The 16,290-nt window shown below is 62.9% G+C and carries 16 protein-coding genes and 2 rRNA genes; 9 read left to right on the top strand and 9 right to left on the bottom strand.

Annotated features, from left to right (window positions below; genetic code table 11):
* From BM341_RS14075 to rlmM, 3 genes are all read left to right on the top strand, one after another.
* A 23S ribosomal RNA gene (locus tag BM341_RS14075) occupies positions 1 to 106 on the top strand; the annotation flags it as partial.
* 75 nt (positions 107 to 181) lie between these two features.
* Positions 182 to 297: ribosomal RNA gene (gene rrf, locus BM341_RS14080) — 5S ribosomal RNA — on the top strand.
* 142 nt (positions 298 to 439) lie between these two features.
* Positions 440 to 1,513 (top strand): 23S rRNA (cytidine(2498)-2'-O)-methyltransferase RlmM, encoded by a 1,074-nt coding sequence (rlmM, locus tag BM341_RS14085; protein WP_089796848.1) that lies wholly within the window; start codon positions 440 to 442, stop codon positions 1,511 to 1,513.
* A gap of 12 nt (positions 1,514 to 1,525) precedes the next feature.
* Here the strand turns inward: rlmM and BM341_RS14090 are convergent, their stop codons facing one another.
* A complete protein-coding gene (locus BM341_RS14090) occupies positions 1,526 to 1,813 on the bottom strand; it encodes an antibiotic biosynthesis monooxygenase family protein (protein WP_089796707.1) in 288 nt (95 codons plus the stop codon).
* Positions 1,814 to 1,855: 42 nt separating this feature from the next.
* On the opposite strand from BM341_RS14090, the gene tusA reads away from it, so the two are divergent.
* On the top strand, positions 1,856 to 2,107 hold the full coding sequence (gene tusA, locus BM341_RS14095; protein ID WP_089796708.1) for a sulfurtransferase TusA: 252 nt from the start codon (positions 1,856 to 1,858) through the stop codon (positions 2,105 to 2,107).
* A gap of 43 nt (positions 2,108 to 2,150) precedes the next feature.
* Here tusA and BM341_RS14100 read toward each other — a convergent pair whose 3' ends face one another.
* The 3 genes from BM341_RS14100 to BM341_RS14110 all read right to left on the bottom strand — a co-directional run bounded on the left by BM341_RS14100 (position 2,151) and on the right by BM341_RS14110 (position 5,452).
* Complete coding sequence (locus BM341_RS14100) at positions 2,151 to 2,867, bottom strand: hypothetical protein (protein WP_089796709.1); 717 nt, start codon at positions 2,865 to 2,867, stop codon at positions 2,151 to 2,153.
* A 64-nt stretch (positions 2,868 to 2,931) separates the two neighbouring features.
* Entirely contained in the window at positions 2,932 to 4,026 is a 1,095-nt protein-coding gene (locus BM341_RS14105) for a DUF3080 family protein (protein WP_245784283.1), read from the bottom strand.
* Positions 4,004 to 5,452 carry an MATE family efflux transporter gene (locus BM341_RS14110; protein ID WP_089796711.1) on the bottom strand — a complete coding sequence of 483 codons (1,449 nt, stop codon included), beginning with the start codon at positions 5,450 to 5,452 and terminating at the stop codon, positions 4,004 to 4,006. Before BM341_RS14110 ends, BM341_RS14105 begins: the two co-directional genes overlap by 23 nt.
* 155 nt (positions 5,453 to 5,607) lie before the next feature.
* Between BM341_RS14110 and BM341_RS14115 the strand changes: the two genes are divergently transcribed.
* On the top strand, positions 5,608 to 6,171 hold the full coding sequence (locus BM341_RS14115) for an elongation factor P hydroxylase (RefSeq protein WP_089796712.1): 564 nt from the start codon (positions 5,608 to 5,610) through the stop codon (positions 6,169 to 6,171).
* A 17-nt stretch (positions 6,172 to 6,188) separates the two neighbouring features.
* Here the strand turns inward: BM341_RS14115 and BM341_RS14120 are convergent, their stop codons facing one another.
* Positions 6,189 to 6,686: a hypothetical protein gene (locus BM341_RS14120; RefSeq protein ID WP_089796713.1), complete on the bottom strand. Its 498-nt coding sequence runs from the start codon at positions 6,684 to 6,686 to the stop codon at positions 6,189 to 6,191.
* A gap of 1 nt (position 6,687) precedes the next feature.
* Positions 6,688 to 7,575 carry a TatD family hydrolase gene (locus BM341_RS14125; RefSeq protein WP_089796714.1) on the bottom strand — a complete coding sequence of 296 codons (888 nt, stop codon included), beginning with the start codon at positions 7,573 to 7,575 and terminating at the stop codon, positions 6,688 to 6,690.
* 142 nt (positions 7,576 to 7,717) lie between these two features.
* Between BM341_RS14125 and BM341_RS14130 the strand changes: the two genes are divergently transcribed.
* On the top strand, positions 7,718 to 9,643 hold the full coding sequence (locus BM341_RS14130) for an ATP-binding cassette domain-containing protein (RefSeq protein WP_089796715.1): 1,926 nt from the start codon (positions 7,718 to 7,720) through the stop codon (positions 9,641 to 9,643).
* Positions 9,644 to 9,725: 82 nt separating this feature from the next.
* Here BM341_RS14130 and BM341_RS14135 read toward each other — a convergent pair whose 3' ends face one another.
* The gene (locus BM341_RS14135) at positions 9,726 to 10,181 is read right to left on the bottom strand and encodes a universal stress protein (protein ID WP_089796716.1); all 456 of its coding nucleotides are present in this window, start codon (positions 10,179 to 10,181) and stop codon (positions 9,726 to 9,728) included.
* Positions 10,182 to 10,318: 137 nt separating this feature from the next.
* Between BM341_RS14135 and BM341_RS14140 the strand changes: the two genes are divergently transcribed.
* Complete coding sequence (locus BM341_RS14140; protein ID WP_089796717.1) at positions 10,319 to 10,849, top strand: preprotein translocase subunit YajC; 531 nt, start codon at positions 10,319 to 10,321, stop codon at positions 10,847 to 10,849.
* Positions 10,850 to 10,855: 6 nt separating this feature from the next.
* Here BM341_RS14140 and slyA read toward each other — a convergent pair whose 3' ends face one another.
* Both slyA and BM341_RS14150 read right to left on the bottom strand, forming a co-directional pair.
* Positions 10,856 to 11,299: a transcriptional regulator SlyA gene (gene slyA, locus BM341_RS14145; protein WP_089796718.1), complete on the bottom strand. Its 444-nt coding sequence runs from the start codon at positions 11,297 to 11,299 to the stop codon at positions 10,856 to 10,858.
* 82 nt (positions 11,300 to 11,381) lie between these two features.
* Entirely contained in the window at positions 11,382 to 12,617 is a 1,236-nt protein-coding gene (locus BM341_RS14150; RefSeq protein WP_089796719.1) for a DUF5924 family protein, read from the bottom strand.
* Between the two features lie 175 nt (positions 12,618 to 12,792).
* Between BM341_RS14150 and fadB the strand changes: the two genes are divergently transcribed.
* Positions 12,793 to 14,967 (top strand): fatty acid oxidation complex subunit alpha FadB, encoded by a 2,175-nt coding sequence (fadB, locus tag BM341_RS14155; RefSeq protein WP_089796720.1) that lies wholly within the window; start codon positions 12,793 to 12,795, stop codon positions 14,965 to 14,967.
* A gap of 25 nt (positions 14,968 to 14,992) precedes the next feature.
* Positions 14,993 to 16,171, top strand: a complete 1,179-nt coding sequence (fadA, locus tag BM341_RS14160; protein ID WP_089796721.1) for an acetyl-CoA C-acyltransferase FadA — start codon at positions 14,993 to 14,995, stop codon at positions 16,169 to 16,171.
* The last annotated feature ends 119 nt before the right edge of the window (positions 16,172 to 16,290 follow it).

The raw sequence follows: 16,290 nt of genomic DNA on the forward strand, positions 1-16,290 counted from the left end.
GAGCCTCCTGAAGGGCCCAGCGAGACCAGCTGGTCGATAGGCACGGTGTGGACGCGCCGCAAGGCGTTGAGCTAACGTGTACTAATGGCCCGTGAGGCTTGACCATATAACACCCAAGGGGTCTGCGACCCGCGCGCCGGAGCGCCCGGCGTATCACGCCAGCATGATTCACCGCTTTTCGCCTGACGACCACAGCGTGCGGGAACCACCTGATCCCTTGCCGAACTCAGCAGTGAAACCGCTCAGCGCCGATGGTAGTGTGGGGTCTCCCCATGCGAGAGTAGGTCATCGTCAGGCACCCTATCCCGACCCCCGCGCCCACAAGGCGCGGGGGTCTGCGTGTGCATGGAAGGAAAGTGCAGGAGTGGAAGGAAGGTGCCAGGCAGCGAGCAAAGCTCTCAGCTGCTATCATGCCGCCCCTATTCTGACCCGGAGATCGATCGTGACGACACCGCATGAGCTGTTGCTGTACTGTCGCCCGGGTTTCGAGCCGGATCTGGCCGCAGAGCTCGCCGACAAGACCTCCCGGATCGGTTGGCATGGCGAAAGCCAATTCGCGCCTGGCACGGGGTTCTTGCGGTTCCTGGGGCCGCCCGACGAACCGATCAATGCCCTGCAGCGCGCCTTGCCACTGACCTCGCTGGTGTTTGCTCGCCAGAGCCTGGTGGCGCTTTCGCCGTTGACGCTGACCCGGGAGGATCGCCTGTCGCCGATCGTCGAGCAGGTGGTGGAGAGTGGCTGGAACTTCGAATCGATCTGGCAGGAAACGCCCGATACCAACGACGGCAAAGCCTTGTCGGGTCTGATCAAGGCACTCGAACGGCCGCTGGCGTCGCTGTTGAAAAAGCGCAAGGCACTGCGTCGCAAGGCAGGTGCGAGGCGGCTTCACGTGCTGTGGAGCGCGGGTGATCGAGTACAGCTGGGCATGAGTTTTCCGGGAAATCGCAGCGAAGCCCCCGGAGGCATCAGGCGGTTGCGCTTTCCGCACGGCGCACCGAGTCGATCGACACTCAAGCTGGAAGAGGCCTGGCATGAATTCGTGCCTCGGGACGAGTGGGAGGATCGGCTCGGGGAGGGCATGCAGGCGGCCGATCTGGGCGCGGCGCCGGGTGGCTGGACCTGGCAGCTGGTGAACCGCGGCATGAACGTCTATGCCATCGACAACGGGCCAATGGACAAGTCGCTGATGGCGAGTGGTCTGGTCGAGCATCGGCGTGAAGATGGTTTCGTCTGGAAACCGCCCTGTCGCCTCGACTGGCTGGTCTGCGACATCGTGGACCGCCCGACGCGAGTGGTTGAGATGGTGGAGCGCTGGTTGGTGCAACGCTGGTGTCGAGAGGCGATCTTCAATCTGAAACTACCGATGCGTCAGCGGTGGTGGCAGGTGAACGACTGTCTGGCGGGTCTCGAAGCTTCCCTCCATGAAGCGGGTATCCCGGCTGCGTTGAGCTGCCGCCATCTCTACCACGACCGGGAAGAAGTCACGGTGCATGTCCGCCTTCTCGATGCATAGCGCTGGTCCTCTTCAATAAGCGGGTTCGTAGATACGGATGCGCTCGTCCTCGGTCAATAAGGGCAGCAGGCGCTGCATGACCCGGCTGCGTTCCTCGCTGGTGTACCATTCCTTCCAGGCGCGCAGGTCACGCCATTTGGTGATCATCAGGCGTCGGTCATGGCGCCCGTTCTCGACGAGGCTTTCGCCGCCGATGAAGCCACGCACGCCGAGCGATTGGCGCATGGCTTCCCTGGCGGCCGCCTCGTATTCCTCTTCGAGCCCGGGCATGATACGACGTTCGATAATGATCTTGATCATCAGGCAACTCCCTACTGCTTAATTCCTGCCACGAGGTTATCGATGGATGATACTGCTGATGCCCCTCCCGTTCATGACGCCGAACTCGACACTACGGGTCTGTACTGTCCAGAACCTATCATGTTGATGCATAACAAGGTGCGAGACATGCAGCGTGAGGAGGTGCTCAAGGTCATTGCCAGTGACCCAGCGACGACGAGGGACGTACCCAAGTTCTGCCGTTTTCTGGGTCACGAGCTGATTCACCAGCGCGAACTGGACGGATGTTATGAGTATTTTATCCGGCTGGGATAGATCCGCCCAGTTGCAGGCCCAAGCACAAGACTAAGGCGTCTGTTTAACCACCGGCAGGCGATACCGCGTCGTCATGCATCACCATCAAGGCCAGCGCCTCGAGGGTATCGGGATCCTCGCAACGAATCCGATTGGCGATCTGGCGCTGGAAAAAATACACGACGCGGTGCCGGCTATGCCCCGGGTACAGGCAGGGGTCGCTGGGCAGGATGGGTGTGGTTTCCACGAGCGTTTCGTCGGCCAGCAGCGCTTCCACTCGGCCGTTGTTGTATAAGCGCCAGCCGAACACCTGCTTCAGCTGCCACGGGGCGTCACCCTCGTCCATGCACAGAGCATGGGTGCCCTGTGTTTCGGGAAGCTGCTGGATGAGCGTGGTTTCGTCGGTGTCCTCGTAGTCGAAGTAGGCCGCGGCATGCTCCAGTTCGAATACCTTGTGTTCGGGGGCTGTCTCGAAAAGCTCCTCCGTCTCGGGGTCGCGGTAACCCACGAAGCTGCCGTGGTCGGGATCGCCAAGATGATGGCAGGCCGTCAGCGCCTCCATCCAGGGCACCATGCCCACCACTTCGCCATCCTCGCGCAGTCCCCAGGCTAGCAAGGGCATGCCGTACAAGGTGTCTTCGTTCGACGAAAGCCGATAAACCATTTCCAGCCCATCCAGCTCGGGCGCCAAGCGAATCAGTCGGCGTCTGGCGCGCTGGCGCTGGCGCATGGATTCCAGATCGATGACCCGGGCCGAACGACTAGTCTGAGGGATCCCCATGATGTGCCTCCACGTGCTGCGTGATCACGGCATCGGCCTCGCGGCCGCTCGATAGCGCTATGCGTCAGTGTTGCACAACCAATAGCACAGACTCCCCCTGAAGGTTAAGTCCCATGTGTCTACGGCAGCGTTCCGCAAGCGACAGGCGCAATGCCTGATGACGTTCCCTTGCTGCCTGGAAGGCGGGAAGGGGAGCGGTGACGGTGTCAAACGACAGCCAGTGATGCCGATAAGCTCGTACGGCATTGGGCGCCTCGATGTGGGCCTCAAGGAGTGCGTCGACCGCAGTGAGCCAGGACATACCGGTGGTCTCGAGCCTGTCGAGCCAAGCAGCAAGCTGCCGTGTTTCCTCACGCTGCGTCAGCGCCGGGGGGAAGACCTCGATGCGTGAGCAGACCGCTTGTTGGGACATTGCGTCCTCGATCAACGATGACGCTTCATTGAGTCGCTGCTCGGCCAGCAACAAGGTGCGCAGCAGCTCGGCGGTGAAGGGGCGCGACTGCAGGGCCTTGAGATGTCCCTCCAGAGTCGAGGAGTCGGGATGCCAGTCGGGGTCGAACTGATGCAGGGTGGCCTCGCGCAGATACGCCAGCGCTTTGAGCTGCGCCGGGGGAGGCTCGAGCTCTTCCGGTGATAGCGTAGAGCTGGCTCGTGAGAAGTTCTTTACCCATTCTTCGGAATCGAAAAGAGCATTCCAACTCGCACGTGGCAATTGCTCTGTCTTGTTGTCGATCAATCGGATCAGGCGCTCACGGTCGGCCTCGGCAAGGGTCTGGGGAACCTCGCTGTTCCAGCAGGCATCGAGACGTCGCCATAGCGTCAGCTCATAGAGCCAACGTTGGCTGGCCTGCGCCACTCGCCCCAGCTGATTATTGCGTTGCGCTACCAGATTAGTGATATGACATTCGCGCAGGGCGTAGACATTGAGCAGGCTATCTCGTGTCTCGGGGATCTCGAAGAGGCGCTGGTCCCGGTCAGGAAAAGCGCCGATATTGCCAGGAGGCTGTCGAGCGGGCGGCTCGAGTTCCAGGGCCTCGGCGAGCTGGTTCTGGTAATCGACGAACAGTACGTTGCTCTCGCCGCTTCCGCTGCATCCGCTCAGTATCAGCAGCAGCAAGACGCCCCAGCGGCGAACGTCAATGGCATATGAGCTCAGCATTCCCATCCGCCACCTCCCTGGCCATCCGTCGCAGGCGCTCGCCCAACAGCAATGCCGCGACGGTAAGGCCGGCAATCAGGCCGATCCAGTAACCATGAACCCCCAACGGCGCGATCACACCAAGCAGACCGTAACTCCCCAGCCAGTGCCCGCCACCCAGTCCCACCACCCAGTAGGCCACGAGGGTAATGAACATGGTCACGCGGGTATCCTTGTAGCCACGCAGGGCGCCGGCCAGGTTGACCTGCAGCGAGTCCGAAATCTGGTACATCACCGCCAGCACCACCAGTGACAGCGCCAGTTGCTGGACCTGAATGTCATTGGTATAGAGCGCGATGACCGGCCGGGCCGTCAACCACAGCAACAGGCTGTTGAAGAGTGCTACCAAAACCCCGATCGCGATGCCATTCCAGGCGACCAGGCGGGCGAGCCCATAACGCGCCTGGCCCAGGGTATTGCCCACCCTCACGGTAAGCGCCATGCTCAGCGACAGCGGCAGCATGAACAAGATCGAGGTGTAATTCAGCGCCACCTGATGCGCGGCCACGGTTACCTCGCCGAGACTGGCAATGAACAGGGCAATCAGGGTGAAGAGCGTCACCTCGACGAAGATCGCCACTCCGATTGGCACTCCCACATAGAGCAGGTTAGCGATCATCCGCCAGCGCGGTGGGGCGGGTGAATGCCACAGTGTGATATCGCCATACGCGGGGCTGCGATGCGTGTAGGCGATCATGGCCAGGCCCATCACCCACATCGAAAGCGCCGTGGCGATTCCACAGCCGAAGGCGCCGAGTGCGGGAAGTGCCTGTATCCAGCCGGGGAGCCAGTCGCCGAAGAGCCCGGTGAGGCCAGCGCCGCCATAGATCAGCACGAAGTTACTGGGAATGTTGACTCCGAGCCCCAGCAAACTGATCCATAGCGATGGGCGAGTATGATTGACGCCATCGGAGAAGGCGCGCAATGCCTGAAATAGGGCGATGCCGGGCATGCCGAAAGCCACGGCAGCCAGGTAGGACGAGGCGCCCCGGGCGACCTCGTCGGGCACCGCCATCAGACGGAATATCGGCATCGACGTGTACCAGAGCAGCCCTGCGGCCAGAACGCCGAGCACCAGGGTCACCCACAAGGCCTGATGAACATTGGGGCGAATGCCGTCGGTGCGCCCGCCGCCGAGCAGTTGGGCGACGATGGGTGTTAACCCCATCAGGGTGCCGGTCATGAACAGCATCAGCGGTAGCCACAGACTGGAACCCATCGAGACGGCTGCCAGGTCCGTGGCGCTCAACCGGCCGGTCATCATCACGTCGACGACGCTCATTCCCGCCTGGGCGAGCTGGGCGCCGCAGATCGGCAGGGCTAGGCGAATGAGGGGGCGCGTTTCCCGACGACTGGCGGTCAGGAGATCAGCGGCAAACTGAGCCAAGCGGGCTGCTCCAGGCTGAGGGCGAGAAGATGTTTCAGCCACGGCGGGCGTGACAGCGGCCCGACAGTCTATCAGCCGCGCCGCGTTTTCGCCCGGCGCCCTTGGCGCCTATAATGGCCGTCTTTCATGGCACACCATCCGCACGGGGAGCTTATGTGACGCATCGTCTCGAAGACGTCATCGCGCTGTTCGATGGTCTCTTTCAGCCCGACTACAACACCTGTCTGAACCGGGGAGGCGAAGAGCCGCTGTATCTGCCGGCGGACGACAGCACGCCGTTCCACCGCGTCATCTTCGCCCACGGTTTCTACGCCAGCGCTCTGCACGAGATCAGCCACTGGTGCATCGCCGGTGCACGGCGTCGCCAGTGGGAAGACTACGGCTACTGGTACCTGCCCGACGGGCGCGATGCCGCCGAGCAGCGGGACTTTGAAGGAGTGGAAGTTGCGCCACAGGCTCTCGAATTGCTCTTCTCGCGTGCCTGCGGCCTGCCTTTCAATGTCAGCGTCGACAATCTGGGCGGCGAGGCCGAGGTCGACCGCGACGCCTTCCGGGCGAGGGTCGAGGCCCGTGCCGATCGCTACCTACGCGACGGGCTACCGGTGCGTGCGGCCGCCCTGGAGCGAGCCCTGCAGACCTTCTATCACCAGGGCGCCGACCTCGAGCACGCTGTGGCCGCCGGGCGGGCCATTCTTGCGCCTGCCTCGATGCCGAGCTGATGTTCAGAACCCAGCACTCAGTCTTCGTTGCCCTCGAGGCGCTGATGCAAGTGCAGCATCACCTCGACCTCGTGGTCGGGGCGCATGGGCTCCAGGCCCCGCTCGCCGAAGAGCTCACCTCGGGCGCGTGACCAATCACCCGGCGCGACGCTCGCGTAAAGGCTTTCGGCCGGGGCAAGTTCCACGAAGGGGTCGAGCCCATAGGTATCAAAAAGCCGTGACAGGGCGGCCTCGTCATCACCGACGCCGGCCGTGTAGAGGGTTTCGTTGAAATGGTCGGTCTCCAGCTCGCGGATCACGTCCAGCGGACTTACGCCCATACTGGTCAGCTCCTCCAGGCTGTAGCCACCCAGCGCGACCAGTTCCTCGTTCAGCCAGTCGTCATCGGGTTGGATCAAGGTGTGTTTCACTCGACCGTCGGGCAGCGACCAGGCGATCGCCAGGGGCAGCCCGCCCTCGTCACCGGTTTCCACGGCAATGAAGCCGGGTAGCTCGTTCGTGTCGGCGCCTGCCATGTCAGTGCTCCTCGCATTCTGGGGACGGGAAGTGGTTTGGGGAGGCCAGACGGAAGAACGCGCTGGCGGTGGCGGTGGTGGCATCGGCTAGCTCAGCCTCGGGCATGCCCCGCCAATGGGCGATCTCGCGCACGATCCACGGCAGCAGTGCGGGTTCGTGTCGCCGGCCCTTGAGCTTGGCCGGTAGATTGCGCGGCAGCAGGTACGGGCAGTCGGTTTCCACCATCAGCCGCGTCAGGGGAATATCGCCGACCAGCTCACGCAGGTGATGCCCGCGCCGCTCGTCGCACAACCAGCCGGTCAGGCCGATATGCAGGTCGAGGTCGAGATATCCGTGGAGAGTATCGCGGTCCGCCGTGAAGCAGTGCACGACGGCGTCGCTGATGTCGTCACGCCAGGCGCGAAGGATCTCGCGCAAGCGCTTGCCGGCGTCGCGCTCGTGGAGAAAGAGCGGCTTGCCGCTCTCTACCGCCAGGCCCAGTTGGGCTTCGAAAGCGCGTTCCTGCTCGTCGGGTGTGGAAAAATTGCGATTGAAATCCAGCCCACACTCACCTACCGCGACGACGCTGGGCTTACGGTGCAGGTCGCGCATCGCCCGCGCCAGGGAGACATCCCATTGGCTCGCATCGTGAGGGTGCACGCCAGCAGTCGCGTAGAGGCCGGGATAGCGTTCGGCGAGAGCTACTGCCTGTTCGGCGTGTTCCCGGTCGGTGCCGGTGAGGATCAGGCTAGTCACGTTCGCCGCGCGGGCGCGTGACAGCACCGATTCGAGATCCCGGCTGAAGCTTGCATGGGTCAGGTTAGCGCCAATGTCGACCAGCGGGCGCGGGGAGCGTCGTTGCAGCGCGTCGGGCAGGAAATCATCGAAACTGTTGGCGGGTTCGACCAAGGCGGAACTCCTGTGTGGGCCAGGCGCGCATTGTACGTGAGACAGGATACGCGAGACAGGTACCCCAGCGTCCAGCCTCGCCGCCACGCAGGCCCAGCCATGCGTTACACTAGCGTCCTCGATGAATGGAAGAGGTGAACGCGTGACCCTGCTACGTCTGGAACAGTTACAACTGGCCTATGGCAACCACAAGTTGCTCGACGGTGCCGACCTGGTGCTGGAGAAGGGCGAGCGCCTGGCGCTGGTGGGGCGCAACGGCACCGGCAAGTCGACGCTGTTGAAGCTCGTCGACGGCGAGATACAGGCCGACAGTGGCAATATCTGGCGCGCGCCGGGGCTCAAGATCGGCGTGCTCGCCCAGGACCTTCCCGAGGCATCCGGCAAGACGATCTTCGACATGGTGGCCGAGGGGTTGCCTGAGGCCGGCGAGCTGCTCTCCGAATATCATCATCTGATCCATGATGCCGATCCCGACATGCGTCGGATGGAGCAGTTGCATAGCCGGCTGGAAGCCATCGATGGCTGGTCCTTCCATCAGCGCATTGATGTGGTGCTGACACGCCTGGGGCTACCTGACGATGCCGCCATGACCGAGCTCTCCGGTGGTTGGCGGCGCCGTGTGGCACTGGCGCGGGCGCTGGTCGCCGACCCCGATCTGTTGCTGCTCGACGAGCCAACCAACCACCTGGACCTGGACACCATCGCCTGGCTCGAGGAACAACTCCTGGCCTTCAGCGGCGCGGTGCTGTTCATCACCCACGACCGCGCCTTTCTCTCCAAGCTGGCCACCGCGATCCTCGAGCTCGACCGTGGGCGGTTGGGGCGCTACCCGGGCGATTACGCCAAATATCAGGAACAAAAGACCCATGAGCTGGAGGTCGAGGCTCGCGAGAATGCCGAGTTCGACAAGAAGCTCGCCCAGGAAGAAACCTGGATCCGCCAGGGCATCAAGGCGCGGCGGACCCGCAACGAAGGCCGGGTGCGGGCGCTGGAGCAGCTGCGCCGCGAGCGCAGTGAACGCCGCGACCGCCAGGGCAAGGCATCGCTGTCCGTCGATCGCGGCGAGCGCAGCGGCAAGCGGGTCGTGGCACTGGAGCACGTCACCCAGCGCTTCGGCGACGAGGTGGTGATCGACGATATCAGCTTGGAAATTCAGCGGGGAGATCGCATCGGCTTCATCGGCCGCAATGGTGCCGGCAAGACCACGCTGCTCAAGATCCTGCTCGGCGAGCTAGCGCCCACCGAGGGCAAGGTAAGCATGGGCACCAAGCTGCAGGTGGCCTATTTCGATCAGCTGCGTGCCGGGCTCGAGCTCGACAAGACCGTGTACGACAATGTGGCCCAGGGCAGCGACCGCATCAGCGTAGGCGGCCGCGACCGGCATGTGATGAGCTACCTGCAGGATTTCTTGTTCACCCCCGAGCGTGTCCGCCAGCCGGTCAAGGCGCTCTCCGGGGGCGAGTCGAACCGATTGTTGCTGGCCAAGCTATTCACCCAGCCGGCCAATGTGCTGGTGCTCGACGAACCCACTAACGATCTCGACGTCGAGACGCTGGAGCTGCTCGAGGAGCTGCTGCTCGACTTCGACGGCACTCTGCTGCTGGTTTCCCACGATCGTGCCTTCATGGACAACGTGGTGACCAGCGTGCTGGCCTTCGAGGGCAAAGGGCGAGTTCGCGAATACGTAGGCGGCTACAGCGACTGGGTGCGCCAAGGCGGTCGGCTCCCACCGGCGCCCTGGGATGGCGCCGCCCGCCAGCGTGTCGAGCCCGTAGAGGAGGCCCCGCAAGAGCCGACGCAGGCCCCGGCACCGGCTTCACCGGCCAAAAAGACGATCAAACTGTCCTACAAGTTGCAGCGGGAGCTCGACGGCCTGCCTGCCGAGATTGAACGTCTCGAGGCCGCGGTGGCCGAGTTCGAAGCCCAGGTCGGCGACCCGGCCTTCTATCAGCAGGACGCCGATAGTGTCACCGCGACGCTGCAGGCGTTGAACGACACCCAGGCCGAGCTGGAGTCGGCCATGGAGCGGTGGATAGCGTTGGAGGCGATGGCATCAGGCGACGCCTGAGAAGGGACTGAAAAGCAAGTGCCGAGAGACTGAAACCAGCCGAGGCGTCCTCGACGAGCCCCGGCTGGCAGTGTGGAGTGACTTATTCCGCGCTTTCCTCGCCCTTCTTGCCTACGCGCACGGCCAGCACGTCGCACTGGGCACCGTGCAGCACGCCGGTAGAGGTGGAACCGAGCAATAGGGCAAAGCCGTGGCGGCCGTGGGAACCCACGACGATCAGGTCGACGTCATGCTCCTCGGCGAAGCGGTGTATTTCGGTATCGGGCATACCCACGACTACGTGCTGATTCTCGCGGGGCACATGCGTGTCAGCGATTTCGGCCAGGCGCTGCTTGGCGTGTTCGTCGAGTTGGTCCTGGATGCTGGTGAGGTCCATGGGAATATCACCTCCGTAGGCGAAGCCCAGCGGCTCAAGGGTATGCATGATGGACAGCTTGGCATGGTTGCGGTCGGCGATCTGCATCGCTCGTTCCAGCACCCGATGTGAGTCCTTTGTCAGGTCGACAGCGACCAGGACGTGACGATATTCATTGCTCATGGTGTGAATCTCCGTGAAGACGTTATGCGAGTGATGTTGCCTCCACTCTAGGACGCCTGGCGAAGCAAGACAACGACGTGCATCAAGGATTACGCATCTTGATGTCGATGGCATTCTGTACCGATCGAGGAGAGGGCATGGCCTGGCTGATCATTCTATTCGCTTTAATGCTGGTAATTTCACCAGTGCTCTGGCTCAAGCCGAGTCCTCGGCAACAGCGGGTGGTGCGGCTACGTAATGTAGCCCGAGAGTCCGGTGTTGAGGTCAAGCTTCAGACACCCCCCTTTCACGAGGCGCGCGGCGTCATGCCCGCCTATCGCTGGGGTTACCCGCAGCAGCAACCGGGCCCGGATTTCGTACTGGTGCGTGATGCCCATGCAGCCGAGGCGCTCAAACCCTTCGCCCATGGCTGGCGCTGGCGCATCGAGCCGCTGCGCCCTCTCTCTGCGGAAGCCCTGGCGAGGATCGATTCGCTGCTGACACGCTTGCCGATGGATGCTCAGGTACTGGAATCGCGCCCGACGGCGCTGACGCTTTGGTGGTGGGAGTCACAGGATGCAGCGAGGTTTGCGACCTATGTGGAGGATTTCAACGCCTTGCGCGACGACCTCGCCGGCCGTCCTGACCATCCTGAAGAGCACGCGCCCAGGGAAAGCCCCGAGCCTTGAGAGGCCTCACGCGTCGGACTGATCTTCCTGAATGGCGAGCCCGTTATTTTCGATGCGTGCGAGCAGGGTGCTGAGCTGCTCGACCTCATTGTCGCTGAGGCCGGCCAGCATCTCGTGACGCGCCTGAGTCACCACGTCGTCGATGCGCTCGATCAGGGGGGTGGCCTCCTGGGTCAGGTACACGCGCTTGGTGCGTCGGTCCTGTTCGCAGGGGCGGCGTTCGATAAGCCCTTGTTCGGCAAGCTGGTCGAGCGTTCGCACCAAGGAGGGCGCCTCGACGCCGATCGCGCGGGCAAGCTCGCACTGAGGCTGACCATCGCCCAGTCGCCATAGATGGTAGAGCGTGATCCAGCGGGTCTGGGTCAACTCCAGCGGGGCCAGGCGGTGGTCGATGACGGCGCGCCACAGGCGCGGAACGCGGGATAGCTGGAAGCCGATGTTCTGCTGCATGTCGCTCCTGGCTCCGTATGACATCACTGAATTGTCCGAAGCGTTATCGTGTAATGCAAGTGGGTAATCCGCCGTCGCGAGCCTACTCGCTTTCTACCTCGCTATAAGGCTTGGCGACGGTGTGCTTTTGGGTTTGTTGGACAGTGGGCGTTTCTTCTTTTTTCTCCCGACCGGGCAGCAGCTTGTGCAGAGCAATGCCTGCCAGGCCGAGCGGCGAATCGATGTCTCCATCGGCCAGTGTGGCCCGCGCCTCGTTGGCATCGACGCGAAAACGCAGTACCCCGATTCGCTGACCGCTGTCGGTCATGACGTCGATACGCCAGGGCCCTGCGGGCGCCTCGGGGAAATTCTGCTTATGGCTCCAGGCGCGATACCCCTCGTCGCGGCCACCCTTGATCTGCAGTGGTATACGGTCGATGACCTCCCCCTCGTGGCGCCAGACATGGAAGATTTGTTCTTTAAGGCCGCGCGGAGCGCGAATCGAGGTGTAGGCGTAGAGGCCCGTTTCCGGCAACGCCGACGGCGTGAGGCGCACGCTGTCGCGAGGTTTTCTGGCCTGCACGTCGAAGCCGGGCGAGAGCGCCGTGGCGGTGATCCACAGCGTCGCCGGAGGTACCCAGATCCTCCCCAGCCAGCCGGCCCCGGCGAGTAGCGGAAGCAGCGCCAGCAGCATTACCCAGCGCCTGAGCGTCGAGCCGCTCAGCAGTTCCAGCAGGCTGGGTAGACTGAAGACGACCATGGCCGCCAGCGCGAGCTTCAAGCTTGCGCCGGTGGTCAGATGGAACATGATCGGCAGGGTGACCAACACCACCAGGAAGACGCATTGCGCGTGGAAGGCGAAGTATAGCCAACGAGCGCGCTCGGCCAGCTTGTAGTAGAGCGGGTCGATGATCGAAAACACCGCCATGCCCAGCAATAACAGGGTGAACAGCGCCTGGCCGCTGCTCCATACCGTGGTAACGAGGAGAAACGGCAAGCAGAAGAACAGGGTTTCCTGGTGGATCATCTGCGCGATGAAGGTCGTGACGCCCTTGGGCAATTTTGGATGACCACGTCGCGCCAGCATCCGTCCAATCAGGCTTTCCGAGAGTAGCAGCAGCCAGGCGATCAGCATGCCGATTGCCAGCATCGCGCCCAGCCACTGTTGACGCTCCACCAGGAAAAAACTGCCCAGGCCCGCGGCGAAGGCGATCGGGGGCCACAACCAGCGCCAGGGGCGCAGGAAGGCGACCCACTGCTCGATGCGTGTTTGCAGACGAGTGAGCCGGGACAAAAGCCCGCTATGAGATGTCGAAGAGGCCGGTGCGGGGGAACTCATCGCAATGTCGGCTAGCCTGATCATGAGGAAGGCTGGATGCTAGCAGGTTGAAGCCAGCATGCGGTAGTGCCGCTCGGTAACGATGGTGAGGCACCTAATCGACTTGACCCCTTCGCGAGAGTGGACCAAGATTGCGGGCATTAAAACGATCGTATGAAATCGTGGAGATTCGCTGATGATCTATCAAGGCAATGCCATCTCGGTGTCGCGTGGCGCCGGGGGTTCTGAGGGACGTGCCGATGACAACGTCGCCACGCTCATCTTCGACTTGCAGGGCGAGTCTATCAACAAGCTCTCCAGCGCCGTGGTGGCCGAGCTGGAAGCGGCGGTCAAGGCGATCCGCGCCGAGCAGGGTCTGACGGGCCTGATGATCGGCAGTGCCAAGCAGGCGTTTATCGTCGGCGCCGACATCACCGAGTTTCATGGCCTGTTCGACAAGGGCGAGCAGTATCTGGTCGACATGAACCTGAGGGTGCACGACATCTTCAATGCCATCGAGGATCTGCCCTTTCCTACGGTGACCGCGATCAACGGGCTGGCGCTGGGGGGCGGCTGCGAAGTGGCCCTTGCGACCGACTTTCGCGTGATGGCGGAGGGGGCGAGGCTCGGCCTGCCCGAGACCAAGCTTGGTATCGTGCCCGGCTGGGGCGGTTGTGTACGCCTGCCACGCCTGATCGGTGCCGATAACGCCATCGAGTGGATTGCCGGTGGCACCGAGAACAAGGCCGAGTCGGCGCTCACGATGGGCGCAGTGGATGCCGTGGTGCCTGCCGACCAGCTCGAGGCAGCGGCGCTCGCTCTCCTGACCCGTGCCAACCGCGGGGAGCTGAACTATCAGGCCCGGCGGGACGAGAAGACCGGGCCTTTGGGCCTCAACGCCATCGAGCAGATGATGGCGTTCGAGACTGCCAAGGGCTATGTCGCCGGCAAGGCGGGCAAGCATTACCCGGCGCCGGTGGAGGCCATCAAGGTGATCCAGAAGGGCGCCGGCGAAGGGCGTGCCCGCGCCCAGGCCATCGAGGCCAAGACCTTTGCGAAGTTGGCGCTCTCTGATGTGGCCTTCAATCTGGTGGGGCTGTTCCTCAACGATCAGGTGGTCAAGAAGAAGGCCGGCAAGTACGAAAAACAGGCCGCTGCCATCAATCAGACGGCGGTGTTGGGGGCCGGCATCATGGGGGGCGGCATCGCCTACCAGAGTGCCTCCAAGGGCACCCCGATCCTGATGAAGGACATCAAGGAAGAGGCCATCGAGCTGGGTCTCAAGGAAGTGCGCAAGCTGTTCACCAAGCAAGTCGAGCGGGGCAAATTCACGACCGGCGAGATGGCCGAAAAGCTGACCCATATCCGGCCTACGCTCTCCTATGGTGACTTCGCCCACGTCGACCTGGTCGTCGAGGCGGTGGTCGAGAACCCCAAGGTCAAGGATGCGGTGCTCACCGAGGTGGAAGGCTGGGTCGACGAAGAGGCGATTCTTACCTCCAACACCTCGACCATCTCGATCACCCGCCTGGCCGAGAACCTCAAGCGCCCAGAAAACTTCTGCGGCATGCACTTCTTCAATCCAGTGCATCGCATGCCTTTGGTGGAGGTGATCCGCGGCGAGAAGACGTCGGATGCTGCGGTCGCCGCTACCGTGGCTTACGCGCGAGCCATGGGCAAGACGCCGATTGTCGTCAACGATTGCCCGGGTTTTCTGGTCAACCGGGTCCTCTTCCCTTATTTCGGCGGTTTCAACCTGTTGTTGGCGCAGGGCGCCGACTTCCAGCGTGTCGACAAGGTCATGGAAGCCTTCGGCTGGCCCATGGGCCCCGCCTACCTGCTTGACGTGGTGGGCATGGACATTGCGGTGCATGCCGGTGAGGTAATGGCCGAGGGCTTTCCGGAGCGCATGAAGCACGCAGACGAGACGGCGATCCAGGTGATGTATGACAACGATCGCCTGGGCCAGAAGAACGACAAGGGCTTCTACGCCTACCAGCAGGACAAGAAGGGCAAGCCGCAGAAGGTCACCGATGAAACCGCCATCGCGTTGGTCGAACGTGTGGTGACTTCACACAAGACCTTCAGCGACGACGACATCATTGCCCGCATGATGGTGCCACTCTGCCTGGAAGCGGTGCGCTGTCTAGAGGATGGGATCGTCGACAGTCCGGCCGAAGCCGACATGGCACTGATCTATGGTATCGGCTTCCCGCCGTTTCGCGGCGGTGCGCTGCGCTATATCGACGCCATGGGCCTGGGCGAGTTCGTCACGCTGGCCGACGGCCTGGCCGAGGAACTCGGCGCGCTCTATGCCCCGACCGCCAAGCTGCGCGACATGGCCCGCTCTGGCGAGACGTTCTACCGCTGAAACCACCACGGACAGGAGATAGGAAATGAGCTTGAAGCCGAGAGACATCGTGGTGGTCGACGCCGTGCGTACCGCCATGGCCAAGGCGAAGAACGGCGCCTTCCGCCACGTTCGTGCCGAGACGCTGTCAGCGGCCGTGATGCAGGCACTCGTCGAGCGCAACCCGGGCCTCGACCCGGCCGAGGTCGACGACGTTATCTGGGGCTGCGTCAACCAGACCCTCGAGCAGGGTTACAATATTGCGCGTAACGCGGCGATCCTGACCGGTATCCCGCACAGCGTGCCGGCCCAGACCGTCAACCGCCTGTGCGGTTCTTCCATGAGTGCTCTGCATATCGCTGCCGCCAACATCAAGGCCGGCATGGGTGACGTCTACCTCATTGGTGGCGTCGAGCATATGGAGCACGTCTCCATGATGCATGGCGCCGACGTCAATCCGGCGGTCAGCAAGCATGTCGCCAAGGCATCGATGATGATGGGCCTGACCGCCGAGCTTTTGGGCAAGATGCATGGTGTTTCCCGCGAAGCGCAGGACAAGTTCGGCGTGCGCTCGCATCAGCGTGCCCAGGCCGCCATGGAGAAAGGCTATTTCGACAATGAGATCATCGGGGTGGAAGGCCACGATCAGCGCGGCTTCAAGATCAGGGTCGACCGCGACGAGGTGATCCGCGCCGATGCCAGCCTGGAGAAGATGGCCGAGCTCAAGCCGGTCTTCGATCCACGCCACGGCACCGTTACCGCCGGCACTTCGTCGGCGCTCTCGGTCGGTGCCGCCGGAATGGCAGTGATGAGCTACGAGCGAGCCCAGGCCCTGGGCCTCGAACCCATCGCTCGGGTGCTCTCCACCGGGGTAGCCGGCTGCGACCCCTCGATCATGGGCTACGGGCCGGTGCCGGCCTCGAAGAAGGCGCTCAAGACGGCGGGGCTTACCAGCGACGATATCCAGACCGTGGAGCTCAACGAGGCCTTCTCCGCCCAAGGGATACCGGTACTCAAGGATCTCGGCTTTCTGGATGCGCTGGATGACAAGGTCAACCTTCACGGCGGTGCCATCGCCCTGGGGCATCCGCTGGGTTGCTCGGGTGCGCGTATCTGCACCACCCTGCTCAACGTGATGCAGACTCGCGATACCACGCTGGGCCTGGCGACCATGTGTATCGGCATGGGGCAGGGCGTTGCCACGGTGTTCGAACGGCTGAAGTAACGCCACAGGCAAGCCAGCCCGGTCTGGCTTTCGGACGACGGCACCCACAGCAGTGCCGTCGTCAGTTTGCCGTCATGTTTAAAAGGACCCCGATACGACAAGAAAGCCGATACGGCCGC

Source organism: Halomonas korlensis, assembly GCF_900116705.1.
GTDB classification, from domain to species: Bacteria; Pseudomonadota; Gammaproteobacteria; order Pseudomonadales; family Halomonadaceae; genus Halomonas; species Halomonas korlensis.